This window comes from Candidatus Protofrankia californiensis (genome assembly GCF_900634765.1).
Taxonomy (GTDB): Bacteria; Actinomycetota; Actinomycetes; order Frankiales; family Frankiaceae; genus Protofrankia; species Protofrankia californiensis.
In genome coordinates this window covers 1-12,914 of record NZ_CAAAFT010000224.1, presented here as the reverse complement: position 1 = coordinate 12,914, position 12,914 = coordinate 1, and the positions used below count along the sequence as shown (strand labels likewise).

The following is a 12,914-nucleotide window of genomic DNA, read 5'->3' as shown; positions in this document are numbered from 1 at the left end:
CCCCCAGACCCCACCCGGTGGCCAAGCCGGCTGCGAGGACAGCTCGTAACGCGTCGGAGCGTCGACGAAGTCCGATGAGAAGCACCAGGCCAGCGCTGACAATACCAACAATACTGGGTAGGTAGGGCGATTTTAAGATCAACTCGTAGCCGCGGGCCGCCACCACTGGCAACCCGACTAGATCCATGTCGAATCCATGCGGCGGAGGTGGAATCACCGAGCGAACGCCGTCAAACAGGTGTTTCTGATCGCGGAGGTCTTGAAGCTTCAACAAAAAGATCATGGTGGCTCGCTGTCGGTCACCGCGCACCACCGAATTCGTGAGGTAGCTGGGCAGAAGCTGAGTTCCTGCCGCTACCTCCCGCGGCGTCGGCGACGCACCCAGAAAATTGAACAGGCTGGACGGACTCAGAACTGCCTTAAGCTGGTTCCCGTACTGCAGGACGATCTGATCCTCCGCGTGTTTCATCCACTCCAGCGCCTCCGGAGCAAGAACATCCGGACCGCGCACTACCAGTTGAACCTCACCCGACCCGCCAAGCATCTGCTGGGCGTAGCTGACGTCGTCCAACGCGGACAGCCCCGAGGCAAGTCGGTCCGGCTGCGCCTCGATCTCAACTTGAGGTAAAGCGAACCAGCCAAGCGATGCGACCGTAACCACCGCTGCCAGTACAGAGATCCGCTTCCAAGTGGGCATCCCTGGTCGTTCGGAAAAATTCGCCAAGTGGGCTGCCACCGGACTGGCCGGTGGAGCCGACGCCACCCGAACAAGACGACGACCAACCACGAGCCCAAGACCTAGCGCGACCAGCAGTCCGCCGGCCAGTGCAAGTCCGAGGTCCCGCACGAAGGGCAGAGGTGAAATCGCCAGAGAAGCAAAAGCGATCGAGCTGGCGAACGCCGCCACGATCACTCGACGCCGTCGACCGGGCTGGGTCAGATAAGCCGGGTAATCACTGGCGATCCCCAGCAAGATAGGAAGAAACGCAATGACCCCGAGTGAGAGCGGACGACTCAACCATCCGAAGACCGCCAGAACCAGCGCAGTCGCACAGAGCGTCGTGACGACTGGTACGAGTCGATACCGTTTCGGTCGGATCCACGGTACGAGAAGGTAGCAGGCAGCGATCAGTACCACCGCGAGTGCACCAAGCAGTGGTATCTCCAACCTGATCCGATTGCCCAATGCTGCCGTCACCGCCGGGACTCCGGTGACGGTTGTTCGCGTGGCGGCGAGCCCTGCATGGTCAACGGTGGATCGCACGGTGGAGACGAGCTGTTCGGTGCCTGTCTGATCCAATGCCTCGCGCGGACGGATGAGAATGGCGACAGCGTTCGGCTTGGGGACGACGAACGCCCATTGGGGCCGAGGAGCACCGGCTTGGTCGAAGATGACTCGCGTAACAAAGCCTGGGTTGCGAAGAGTGGGGAGCCCTGCCGGCAGACCCTGAACAAGGAGGGCCCCATATCGCTGGTCGAACGCGGCAACCGCGTCATCACGAGCCGCAGCAGCCTTTTGCTCGGACGCACCCTGGCTTCGGGCCTGCTGCTCTGCCTGGGCGGCCAGAGCGTCCCGTCGACCTGCCAGCGTCGCGAGCAAGTTCTGGGCGGAAGCTGCGATCTGGTTCAACGCTGTGGCGGGACCGTAGACAGTCGCAACATCCGGCAGCCGTACCAGCTCGCCCTCCAGGGCGAGCATCTTCGGCAGCTGATCCGCTCCCAGCAACTGCCGTGGCTCCGACGATTCGGCGATAACGACGATCGGGTCGCCGCCGAATGATTTGGCCGCATCCTCAAGCGAACTCAAGGAGGGATCATCATGCGGCAGGAACGATTCTGGACTGGTATCGCTCCGTAACTTCAGCAGACCGATGACAATAGCGACAGAGGTGGCCACGAGCAACACGACGGTCACGAGCTGCTTGCTGGTCGGCCGGGCCAGGTGGACCCGAGGCCGAAGCCTCGCGATCCACCTGCCGACGCGGCCGCCCGTAGTTGGCCTGATTACCCTCATTCAGGGGCCCGTTCCACTCGTGGGTACTTCCCGGTGAACGGTCCGGGCTGTGCGCCGCTTCCCGGTGGTGGGAGCGGGTTGTTATACGTCCCGAGGAGGTTGAGGTTCAGCGGCGACTGCACCGACTGCAGATTGATGTGCGGGAGCAGCCGAGCATAGTGAACCCCTTTCTCATCGGTATACTGCAACACCGCGTTGAAGTTCGCGAAGAAGGCGGCCAACTCCAGTCCGTAGGGCTGGGCATACGCGAGCACCGGATTCGCGTCACGGAGGATTTCTCGGGCGTCCGGAACAATGTTCCTGACGTCAGTACCGAGAGTCGGCACCCTGTCCAAAGTCGCCGGCGCGAGGTCCAGAGTTCCAGACAGCGCAGGCAATAGCCCACGCAGGTCCTGGGTGGTCGCTGGCAACTGGTTCAGAGCCGTGCTCAAAAATGGTGATGCATCTTTCAAATTGGCCGCAACCGGACCGAGCGCTGAAGCCAGATCACCGATCGTGCCGGACGCAGTCCTTGCCTTATCCAGCACGCCTGGCAGTATCCGCACCGTCTCCTCAACCGATTGAAGCTGTCCAGCCGTCGCCGTAGTCAGCCGCTCCCCGTTGCTGACCAGCGTGGCGATCTGGCCCTCTCCGGTGTCCAACGCCCGCAGCAACGTTTCGGTTTGCCCGCCCAACCTACGCAAGTCTTCCGATTGCGCGGCGATGGCGTCCAGCGCGGTGTGCCCCTGGCGACCGAGGTCCCCCAAGCCGGCAACGGTCGCGTCCAAACTCTGCTGGGTTCCCTGAGTACCTTCGCCGACGGAACGGATTAGGCTTCCGAGGTCCTGCCGCGTCTGCGGACCAAGGCTTCGCAGAACGTCATCCAGCTGGGTACTGGGTCGCACATCGCTGGACGGAATCATGGCTCCATCGGGCAGCGGCGCTCCATGGCCGTCGGTTACATCCAGGTAGCTATCCTCGACTATCGAGCGCGCGCCGACCCGGACTGTGACGCCCTGGTGCAGCGAAACGACGTTCGGGTCAGTGATAGCGAACTCCACGCGCACGCCATCCGGCTCTTGCGTCGTACTCCGCACCTCGCCAACCTTGATGCCGGCCATCTCAACCCGACTCGCAGGCACAAGATTGTCAATGTCTTGCAACATTATGGCGGCCTTGTGCCCTCCGGACTCCACGATGGGCACCCTGGTCTCTGTGCCGACAAGGAAGTAGACGAACACGGCTATGCTGACACCGAGGAAGCCAACCACGATGACAAGCCGTCCGAGTCGCCCCATCGAGATCATCACTTCTCTCCCTTAAGGCCGTTTTCGGGACCCGGTGCGTAACCGTCCCTCCCGCCAGGAAGGAGACCGCCGTCGGGTAGCGGGATTACCAGATGACCGCGGATGATTCCGGTCTCGGGGCTGTCGCCCGCGCCGAACACCGACGACGTGTTGTAAACGAACGCCCGGATATCGTCCTCGTACCGAATCAGCGTCTGGGTGTCCTGCTTCAGGCTGTTGGTCACCGGCAGCAGATCACTGAGTGACGGGTCGACGTTGGCGATGAACGGCCGCAGGTCGGCGACCACCGGCTTCGCTTTCGCGACCACCGGCAGGGCCTTGTCGATGGTCGTACCGAGCTGACCGACGGTGTCCTTGAATCTGTCGAGCGTGTCCGGCAGATTCTTGGATGCGGCACCAAGATTGGTCAGCGTCGGGTTGAGCTGAGCGGTCAGGTGTTGAGTGCTCTTCATCGCCTGACGAAGGTCGTTGCTCAACCCAGGAAGTTGTTCGAGGCTAGCCTGCAGGTCGCGGTCGTTGTTCGCGAGCACCGACAGGGTCTGCTGCGTCGAGTCGACGAGCTGCGCGATTCGCTGATCGTTCTTCCCTACCGCGCCCGCGATCTGTGCCAGCGCCGTTACCAGCTGGCCGATCCTTTCCCGTCGCGTTTGAAGCGCTTCGAGCACCGGCCGCATCTTCACCAACGCGTTATCAGTCTCCTGCAGTCCTGCTGGCAGTTCCTCGGGTGCGCGAACCAGTGCCACATCAGACTGGACCAGCAAATCGGTCACCGCCAGCTGGGTGCGCTCGTCGAGGTGCTGCAGTACCTCGTCCGCCTGAACCGGCCGCTCGGTATGGCCGAGGGGGATCAACCCGTTCTCCCGAAGAGGCTTGCCCGGGGGGCCACCCGGGTTGATTTCGAGCGTCATGTCGTTAAGCGGATTCTTCGGGCGTAGCACCGCGCGGGCGTTGTCATAGATCGGATGCTTGCCACCGATCTCGATGTCGAGGATTGCAGTACCCTGTCGAGTCGGATGCGAGTCCAAGATCTTGCCAACCGTCACCCCGGCGATGGTCACCTTGGGCGAGCTCTCCGGGTTGACTCCAGCTACCGACTGGAATTCGGCACGTATCGTCTGACGATCCGTCCACGGCCAGGTTGTCGACATCTTGGACTGCATGATGTACACCGCCACGACGGCGGCGATAATCATTGCTGTGACGGCGCCGACGTCACGGCCCAGGCCCGGGACCGTCCGCAGGCGCTCCCAGATACGACCCATCGATCGCCTCATCGTGATTCCTCCGGCGGCATCAGGAACCGCAACAAGCCGCCCGATTGGCTATTGCTTCGCGGACCAGGCGGCTGGTTTATGCCGAGGCTCTCCAGATATTGCTCCAGACTCATCGGGACGGCTGCTCCACCCAACGTCCTGCCACCGACGCCAGCCATCAGCCGTCCGTGAGTACCATTCTGGTCGTGCGTCTGGAAAACCTTCGCACCATTGACTCCGAGGTAACCCAGCTCTTCATAGAAACGATTGCTGCTTCCGCCGTCCTGGTATACGCCGCTCCCCTGCCACGGCGAGAGCACCATCTGCTTGATCGGGCCGTTGATTCGATCGAGCACCGGACCGCGAACGTTCGACAGAACCTGCGTTGCCTTGTCAGCAGTGGGAATCAGCTCCTGCACCAGCGGACGTAGGTCCGTCAGCAACGTGCGAGTATCGCTCACCAGAGGGCGCGCCCGGACCAACACCGGGTCGAGGTCCTGCAACAAGGAATCCAACGACTTCGCTGTCGGCCGGAGCGATTCGGCGGTCGACGTCAGGAGATCCAGGCTACCCCGAAGATCACCCAGACCGGTTCGGGTCGTTCTCAGCGTGTCCGGCATCGTTGTCATCGACTCGGCCAGCGGTTGACTCCCGGCAGCCAACGCCGCCGTAGCCCGATGCATATCCGTGAAGATCGAGCTGAGCTGACCATCGGTTCGGTTCAGCACTACCGCCGTCGTCTCCAGGCCTTCCACCAGCTCGGTCAGATCTGTCCCTGGCCGCGTGCCACGAGCCGCGCCGAGTACCTCACCGGCGGGCTGGAGGACACCAGGAGCATCATTGAGCAAGTCCCTGACGGACTCCTTTCCACCCTGACGTAAGGTCCCGTCCAACTGGCTTATGGAAGATTGCACACCCTTCTGCGCCGGTGGGGTCACAGCCGACAAAACCTTATCCAGCTCGACGGAAACGGAGGTTCGCTGAACAGGTATCGTGTTGCCGTCGAATTTGCCGTTCGCACCACCGGGCAGCAGTGACACGTAGTAAACGCCGCCGAGTAGCGTGGTGGGCCGTATGGCCGCGCTCGGAGCACTCTTCAAGATGTCACGCACATCATTGTCGACCTTCATAGACACCAGCACGGTTCCGTGATCGGTCAGCTTGACATCGGTAACCTTGCCGACCGTCGCATTGGCAATCCTCACCTCGCTGTGATACTCCTCGAGCTTATACCCTCGGCTGAACTCTGCCCGAATCGTGTCACCCGAACTGAGCATTGCCATAATCTTTTCCATCTGGAACACCGCGGCGCCGAACAGGAGTATCGCGACGGTAACGCCGATACCCACTGCTCTGTGCGACAGGCTAATCCGCCTGGCGCCACGAATGGACCGTTGTACGAAGTTCATCGCCGACCTCCACTCGGCAGCAGGCCAGGAGGTAGTCCTGTCGTAGCCCGGTCGCGCGTGGCCTCACCCGGTTCGGGGTAATCATTGCGCGGGAAGTTGTCCGATCCATACAACCCACCGGTTACACTCCCGACTCCGACATTTGCACTCAGGCGGGCAAATCGGATTCCAGGGGCCGGACCTTCGGACACGAAGCTGTGGCCGCGAACAAAGAACTGCCCGATCTCCGGACCGTAGGGTGCGAGCACTCCAAGCGGAGTGGCCAGGTAGCCAAGCGCATCGGTCACCTTGGGCGCCAGCGGACGCGCGTCCGCGAACGTCTGCCGCAAGTCCTCTACCGCGGGTTCTGCATGCTCGGCGACACCTGGCACCTTCCCAAGGACCGGAACTGCCTCACGCAACACACCGCGCAGGTCTGGTGTGGACTGTCCCAGGGAGGCGGCGCCCGGCTCAAGGTTCGTCATTGCGACCTGGAGGTCCGCTAGCGGCGTATCGAGGGAATGAAGCGCACTGCGAACCTCCTGCAACGTGGCAGGAGCTTTCGACAGCGTCGCCTCCAACGGCTTCCCCTGATCCACTGTGATACCGCGCAGGGTGGAATCCGTCTGCTTCACCAGTGCGCTGATCTGCTCTTCCCGGCCGTTGAAACGGCTCACCAGCTGATCGGCGCTGCGCAGCAACGCGGGTAGGTCCAGCTGGTCTGATGCCAGTACCTCAGCCGTGGTGCCCAGGTCATTGAGAAGATCCGGCGATACGCCGAGAAAATCATGGATGTCCTGACTGTGGCCCGCCACTCCGCCGGCTATTTCGCGAATGGTGCTGCTAGCCTGCGCACGAGTCTCCGGATCTAACACGCTGAGCAACTGCTGAAGGTCAGACGATCCCGTGGTCTGGGTCGCCGGAATAACTTTGTCCTCGAGTTTTCCCGTGTCCGAGGTGCCGGGATCCAGCTCGACGAACTTCTGTGCCAGTGCCGATGTGTCCCACACCGCTGCACGTGCGTCCTTGTATATCTGGCGATCGCCATCGAGCTTCATCGTGACAAGAGCCTTGCCGTCAACGAAGTCAATTGCGCTGACCCTGCCGATCCGTTTGCTCCGCTGACGTACATCATCATTCACAGAAAGCGTGTTGATGTCGTCGATCGAGGCCTTGACCGTGGTTGTCCGGGCTAGCGGTAAACCAGTCTGAGCCGTGGACGCGATATAAAGGCCTACGCCCACGAGCACCAAGACAATGAGGCCCGCCCCGACCGAACGGGAATTTTTTCGTGCTTCCGGTGTAGCCATCATAGCCCCCCAAGAAGTTGACCCAGCAATGAGTTCTCCTGGCTCTGGGTCAACCCGGTTGCGCTGTTGCCGTCGCTGCTGTCACCGGCCCTGCCGGGCAACGGCAAGCGAGGTAGCACTGGCAGGGTCAAATTCGGCGCCGGGTTATCTGGCAGACCGGGCACCGGTCCTGCGACTGCCCGCAACACCGGGCTCGGAGAAATCGGCAGGATCGCCTTGAAGTAGTGGCTAATGGCGTCGTAGTCCGAAGTGGCCAACGCCCACCCCTTCATGAACTCCATCAACTGGGTCAGGTGATCTCCCAGAACGTTCTCGGCCAGTTGCCTGCCCGACTGTGCTACGTCACGCAGTTCGCCGCCTGCGGGGAGCAACGAGTGAACCAGTGGCGCCGCTTCGTCGAGCATTGCATTCCCACGGTCCAGAACGGGCTGCAGCGAAGCCAGCGCTGGATCCGCAGCTTCTGAGAACTGGCGCAGCTCTGAACTCATATCGGTCAACTCGTCGGTGACCGGCCGCAGCGACGACAGCGTTGCAGTGGTCGGGTCAGCGACGCCGGACAACCGCGCCAACGTCGCTCGTGCCTGGACCAGGGTAGCCGGCAGCTGGCGGATGCTATCGTCCACAGCCTGTCGCTGCGCAGCCACTGCCGTCATTGTTTGCGTACTCGAGTCCACGAGCTTGTCCAAGTCACTTCCATGATCACTCGCGAGCGCATTCGCCACCGGCTGCGCCTGGTCCACAAGCCGAGTCAGTAGCGAATTCTGCTCGTCAAGGATCTGCGCCAGTTCGCCGGACTGCTGCATCGCCGGAGCCAAAGCCTTGATCGCTCCGGCAACCTGTTCTCCGTTGCCGTCAACGCCCTCACCCAGCGACGTCAGCAATGCACCGAGCGCTGTAGAGGTCGGCGTGTCGAGAGAGTTGAGCACCTCTTGGAGGTCGACGTCCCGACTGGTGTGGGCCGTGTCGATCATCGCCGGTTCCCCGAGCTCGGGTGCGTCCGGCGAGCCGGGATCGATACTGATGAAACGCTCGCCGAGCAGGTTCTTCGATTGGATGGTCGCACGCGCGTCCTTGTGCAATGGACGTAGAGCGTCCTGGATCTTCATTTGCACGACAGCGCGGCCACCCTGGAGGCGCACGGATTCGACCGTGCCGATGTCGACTCCTGCCGCCTTGACCCGGTTACCCGCCACGATCGGCCAGGCATCGCTGAAGGTCGCGGTAAGAATCGAGCCCTGGTCGTTGTTCCCGCTCGGCCCTATAGTCGTGGCGGCGACACCCGCGGCCACGACTATGGCGATCGCACTGAGCACAAGTCGCCTTGATCGAGAGCTGCTCATCTCATACCGCTCCCATGGGCATCGGTCCACGATTGCCCGACGACCGAACCTGGATAGGGCCGAGCTGACGTGTACGAACCAGGTAGCTGAACCAAACTTTCGTTCAGGGCGTTCGTACCCGGGGCCACGGTGGCGGCCCAGTAGTGGCCCTGAGAATCGTACTCGGCAAAACTCTGCCCGAAGTTGTGCAGCCAACCGATCAATTCGGGTGTATAGGGCCGCAGGAAAGCCACCGCCGGTGCATAGCTTATCAATGTATCCCGCACTGGCGGCAATACCTGGTGCGCGGTGTCGAGCAGGCCAGGTGTCTGACCCAGCAGCTCCTGTGCAGCGGCCAGCGTTGGTCGCAGGTCAGCAACGACAGGGCGGAGGTCCTGCAGCACCGGGCTCAGGTTCCGGCTCACCGAGGCCAGTTGACTCGTAGCTGGTTTCAGATCATGCAGCAGTGGAATGGTTGCGTCACCGGCTGCCGGAACACGATCAAGCGTGCTCTCGGCTTCCTGCAGCGTTGGCGGTAGTTCCTTCAGGGAATCGGAGAGCTGCGACTGCTTCTGCGCCATCGCGCCCGTAATGGTGGTCAGGTTGTTGACCGTTCCTGACACGTCGTTGCTGTGCGTTGCGGCTACCGCGGTCATCTTGTCCAGCTCGGTGACGAGGTCACGAATCGCCGGGCCATCCTGACCAATTCCCTTAAGGACCTCGCCCAGAGCGTTGACGGCGGGACCAGCGCTGGCCAGGGTGGCCCTGAGCTCCTGCTCCTGGCCAGACGTCGTGTCATCCAACTCGCCGATCAGTGACACCAGTCGGTCTCGGGTCGGCTTGTCGAGCATCGCCAGGATCTGGTCGACCTCAATCTGTTTCGAGTCGCCCGCGAACATCGCACCGTTCGGTATCACCGGGTTCTTCGACGGTCCTGGGTACAGCGTCAGCATCCTCTCCCCCGCCACGGAGTTCCACTCCACCCGGGACGTCGTTCCATCATGCAGCGGCGCGAAGTCATGCGAAAGACTCGCCTCGATGATCGCCTTACCGTTGCTTACCTGCAGGCTCTCGACTGAGCCGGCGTGCACGCCGTCGATCCAGATCGGTGACCCTTGGAGCAGCTGCGCCGCCGAAGGAACCACGATTTTTACCGTATAGTCGCTGGTTCCGAAAATGAGCGCGTAGGCCCCTGCGCCGAGTGCGACAACAACAGCGACTACTGCTAATATCGAACGTCGCCCCATTTTCTAATCCATTCCCAATGGCCCGGCAGACTTGCCTGCCAGGAACTGGCGGACGAACGGGTCAGGCGAGTTGAACACTTCCTCAGTCGAACCGTACTGAACAAGTTTTCCTTTCCAGATGACGCCGATGTGGTCACTCACCTTCCGAGCGGTCTGGATATCATGCGTGACCAGAACATACGTTCCTCTATGTTCTTGGTGAATTTTCAGAATGAGGTCGTTCAGCAAGCTGGTCCGCACTGGATCAAGACCAGAATCCGGCTCGTCAAAAAGAACGACTTTGGGATTTACAACGAGCGCACGAGCGAAACCAGCACGCTTCTTCATACCGCCAGATATCTCTCCGGGCATTTTTGTCGCAGCGGCTGACAAGCCCACCTCTTCTAACCTTCCCATGACCAACTCGCGAATTTTTGTCTCGCGCATGTCGGTGTGTTTACGAAGCGGGAACGCAACGTTGTCGTACACGTTCATCGAGCCGAAAAGGGCACCGTCTTGAAAAAGAACGCCGAATCTCTTGCGCAGCTCCTGACGTTCCCGCTCGCTCGCGGACCAAATATCCTGGTCGAAGACCAGCACTTGCCCCGAGTCCGGTTCCAAAAGACCCACGACATGTTTCAGTAGAACGCTCTTACCCGTACCGGACGGTCCAAGAATTGTGGTAATCGCGTCGTCCGCGAAATCGATATTCAGGCCGTCCAGTACCCGAAAAGACCCGAACGCTTTTCGTACGTTACGTATTCTCACGGTGTGCTGGACGTCATCCGTTGAGCCGTTACCGGCGACCGCCGACTGCACCCCGGCGAACAACTGATCATCTGTTTGGCCATCGCTCTGCATTCAGCTTCCTCTCAAAACACGAAAATGAACTCGGCGTCAGACACCGTTTCATTGTCCAATGGGCGCACGAGTAAGGCCGCCGAAGAAAAGGTGCTGGGAAATTACGCCGATCACAGCGACGATAACCATGTTGATAATCATCGACTTCGCGGTGTTCCTACCCACTCCGACCGGTCCGCCACTCGCCGTGTACCCGTAGTAGCAGCCAACGATGACAATTCCGACTCCCATCAGCATCGAACATGCCACTGCTGCAAGGAAGTCCGTCTGAGTCATGAATGTCCAAAAGACGGTCTCATAGCCGCCGGCCGAGACACTGTGGAAAAAATAAATACTCAAGATATGACTTGTGAGGAACATCAACCCGAACCCGACAACGAGCAGGAACGGCATCACGAGAAAAATAGCCAAGATTCTGGTGCTCACGAGGTAAGCCAACGAACCGATGCCCATGACTTCGAGAGCGTCGATTTCTTCGCTGATCCTCATCGATCCAAGCTCGGCCACCAGACCGCACCCAACCTTGGCAGCCAGAATCCATCCGAAAATCGACGGACCCGCCGAGTACTCCCCTGTGGAAGTAAAGATTGCCGTGTAGTCCGCCGCACCCAGCTGCCTGAGTAGATAGTGACCCTCCAGCGAGCCCTCGGCACCCAACACCATCATCAGGGTCCAGATGATCGCCGAACTGGAGATGATCAGGATGCCGGCCTGCCGTAAGACCTCGGATACGTAGCTGCGCGCTTCCGGCAAGGCACGCAGGATCTTCCCAGTGAAGATCACAGCGCCGCCAACATCCTCGATCAAATGCTGGCCATCGCGGTCGGAAGCTCGTACCGAACCGGAGCGTGACGTATCTGCTGGGGGAGGTGGACTTCCTTTGTCGTCAGTTATTGACACTATCAACCTCCTTCACCGGTTGACCAGCATGTCGGGGTTCAGACCGAGCATGATTGCATTGACATTGAAATTGATGATCCAAACGGCGATGAAGCAAATAACGACCGCTTGGTTGACAGCCTTGCCAACGCCCTCTGGTCCACCACTCGCCGTAAGCCCTTTCTTGGCGCAGATCACACCGATGAACAAGCCGGTGAAAGAGACCTTGGCCAGGAGCCCGATCAGCTCAGGGGTGGTCATGATGGCCAGAAAGTTACCCATGAAGGAAGCGACGGAACTGTTACCCACCACCGTGGCGGCTATTAGACCCATGCCCAGTCCGATGAGCAGGCCAACCAGCGCGAACGCGACCGTCATGATCGTGATTGCCAGAACTCGTGGCAGTACCAGGGTGCGCACGACATCGACACCCAACACCCTCATCGCGTCGAGCTCTTCCCGGACACGACGAGCACCCAGGTCAGCCGTCATTGCCGCACCCATGACTCCTGCCACGGCCATACCAGTGCAGAACGGCGAGATTTCGCGTGTGACGGCCATGACCAAGTACGTGCTGACCCGACTTTGCGCACCGATCAAACTGACGAGATTGTACGAATAATTCGACATGAGAAAAACGAACCCGCCGATTGACACGAAGACGGGTATCCAGCAATAACGTAGCATCGAATAAATTTCGTCAAGCGTATCAACCCAATAGCCCCGCGGATTCCGCACGGCGGTGAGAAACATCTGGCCGAGCAGCTGGCCAAGTTGTCCGATCTCGACCAGCAGTCGCCGTACGGGTGAAGGAAGCCGGGCGACGAGCTCTGCTCCGACGTCCGGGAAAACACGGACCTCGCGTGATACCGAGCCGTGCCTTCCAGATACCGCTCCAGCAACTCGGCTCATAAACACTCCCTGAATAGTTGACATGAGACCTATCAGCTCACGAGTTCCTGACTCCCGCAGACAATTTTTACGCTCATGGAGCGAAGTCCGTATCTGCGTCGCTCCCTTCGGTTGGTACTCTGGGGCAGAACCCATCAATCTTTTCGAGACAGAATCCTGCGAGAACTGCTGAGCGGTCCGTTCGGTGTCACCGCCTAGCTGCTCGGGACACGGGGCGACGGGTTGATCCCCGCTGCTGCGGGGAGCGGTGGCGGCGTCGGTGGGCGGCGGACGAACCGCTCGGAAACGCGGCCTGGAGAACAGCGGCACAGGCTATGTGGACGGCCTCGGACTGGCCGTGGTATGCCGCGGCCAGGGTAAGCAGCCTGACGAGCCCGGAGTGCCTGTGATGGTTGTTGCAGCGCGCGGACGTCCTCGATATCGCCGAAACGCTCGGAGAGGTCGGAGAGGTCGGAGAGGTCGGATC

Annotated in this window: 10 protein-coding genes; all 10 read right to left on the bottom strand. The window is 60.7% G+C overall.

The window, feature by feature from the left end:
- Window positions 1-1,915, bottom strand: a 1,915-nt coding sequence (locus DD1DGNOD_RS12305) for an RND transporter (RefSeq protein WP_131770163.1), incomplete at its 3' end; no start/stop codon positions are given.
- 95 nt (window positions 1,916-2,010) lie between these two features.
- Window positions 2,011-3,300: an MlaD family protein gene (locus tag DD1DGNOD_RS12300; protein ID WP_131766538.1), complete on the bottom strand. Its 1,290-nt coding sequence runs from the start codon at window positions 3,298-3,300 to the stop codon at window positions 2,011-2,013.
- On the bottom strand, window positions 3,300-4,562 hold the full coding sequence (locus tag DD1DGNOD_RS12295; protein ID WP_241255672.1) for an MlaD family protein: 1,263 nt from the start codon (window positions 4,560-4,562) through the stop codon (window positions 3,300-3,302). The genes DD1DGNOD_RS12300 and DD1DGNOD_RS12295 overlap by 1 nt, the downstream gene beginning before the upstream one ends.
- A gap of 8 nt (window positions 4,563-4,570) precedes the next feature.
- Window positions 4,571-5,962, bottom strand: a complete 1,392-nt coding sequence (locus tag DD1DGNOD_RS12290) for an MlaD family protein (RefSeq protein ID WP_131766536.1) — start codon at window positions 5,960-5,962, stop codon at window positions 4,571-4,573.
- The gene (locus DD1DGNOD_RS12285) at window positions 5,959-7,254 is read right to left on the bottom strand and encodes an MlaD family protein (RefSeq protein WP_241251445.1); all 1,296 of its coding nucleotides are present in this window, start codon (window positions 7,252-7,254) and stop codon (window positions 5,959-5,961) included. Before DD1DGNOD_RS12285 ends, DD1DGNOD_RS12290 begins: the two co-directional genes overlap by 4 nt.
- Window positions 7,251-8,564, bottom strand: a complete 1,314-nt coding sequence (locus DD1DGNOD_RS12280) for an MlaD family protein (protein WP_165034931.1) — start codon at window positions 8,562-8,564, stop codon at window positions 7,251-7,253. Before DD1DGNOD_RS12280 ends, DD1DGNOD_RS12285 begins: the two co-directional genes overlap by 4 nt.
- A gap of 23 nt (window positions 8,565-8,587) precedes the next feature.
- The gene (locus DD1DGNOD_RS12275) at window positions 8,588-9,817 is read right to left on the bottom strand and encodes an MlaD family protein (protein ID WP_131766533.1); all 1,230 of its coding nucleotides are present in this window, start codon (window positions 9,815-9,817) and stop codon (window positions 8,588-8,590) included.
- A gap of 3 nt (window positions 9,818-9,820) precedes the next feature.
- Window positions 9,821-10,657, bottom strand: coding sequence for an ABC transporter ATP-binding protein (locus tag DD1DGNOD_RS12270; protein ID WP_131766532.1), 837 nt, complete (start codon window positions 10,655-10,657; stop codon window positions 9,821-9,823).
- A 48-nt stretch (window positions 10,658-10,705) separates the two neighbouring features.
- The gene (locus DD1DGNOD_RS12265) at window positions 10,706-11,440 is read right to left on the bottom strand and encodes an ABC transporter permease (RefSeq protein ID WP_241255671.1); all 735 of its coding nucleotides are present in this window, start codon (window positions 11,438-11,440) and stop codon (window positions 10,706-10,708) included.
- A 129-nt stretch (window positions 11,441-11,569) separates the two neighbouring features.
- Window positions 11,570-12,448: an MlaE family ABC transporter permease gene (locus DD1DGNOD_RS12260; protein ID WP_131766583.1), complete on the bottom strand. Its 879-nt coding sequence runs from the start codon at window positions 12,446-12,448 to the stop codon at window positions 11,570-11,572.
- Window positions 12,449-12,914 lie beyond the last annotated feature (466 nt).

What these genes read in the sequence shown, in the direction of transcription:
- DD1DGNOD_RS12300 (WP_131766538.1), bottom strand. Translation starts at nt 3,300, where the DNA reads ATGATCTCGATGGGGCGACTCGGACGGCTTGTCATCGTGGTTGGCTTC.
- DD1DGNOD_RS12295 (WP_241255672.1), bottom strand. Translation starts at nt 4,562, where the DNA reads ATGGGTCGTATCTGGGAGCGCCTGCGGACGGTCCCGGGCCTGGGCCGT.
- DD1DGNOD_RS12290 (WP_131766536.1), bottom strand. Translation starts at nt 5,962, where the DNA reads ATGAACTTCGTACAACGGTCCATTCGTGGCGCCAGGCGGATTAGCCTG.
- DD1DGNOD_RS12285 (WP_241251445.1), bottom strand. Translation starts at nt 7,254, where the DNA reads ATGATGGCTACACCGGAAGCACGAAAAAATTCCCGTTCGGTCGGGGCG.
- DD1DGNOD_RS12275 (WP_131766533.1), bottom strand. Translation starts at nt 9,817, where the DNA reads ATGGGGCGACGTTCGATATTAGCAGTAGTCGCTGTTGTTGTCGCACTC.
- DD1DGNOD_RS12270 (WP_131766532.1), bottom strand. Translation starts at nt 10,657, where the DNA reads ATGCAGAGCGATGGCCAAACAGATGATCAGTTGTTCGCCGGGGTGCAG.
- DD1DGNOD_RS12260 (WP_131766583.1), bottom strand. Translation starts at nt 12,448, where the DNA reads ATGAGCCGAGTTGCTGGAGCGGTATCTGGAAGGCACGGCTCGGTATCA.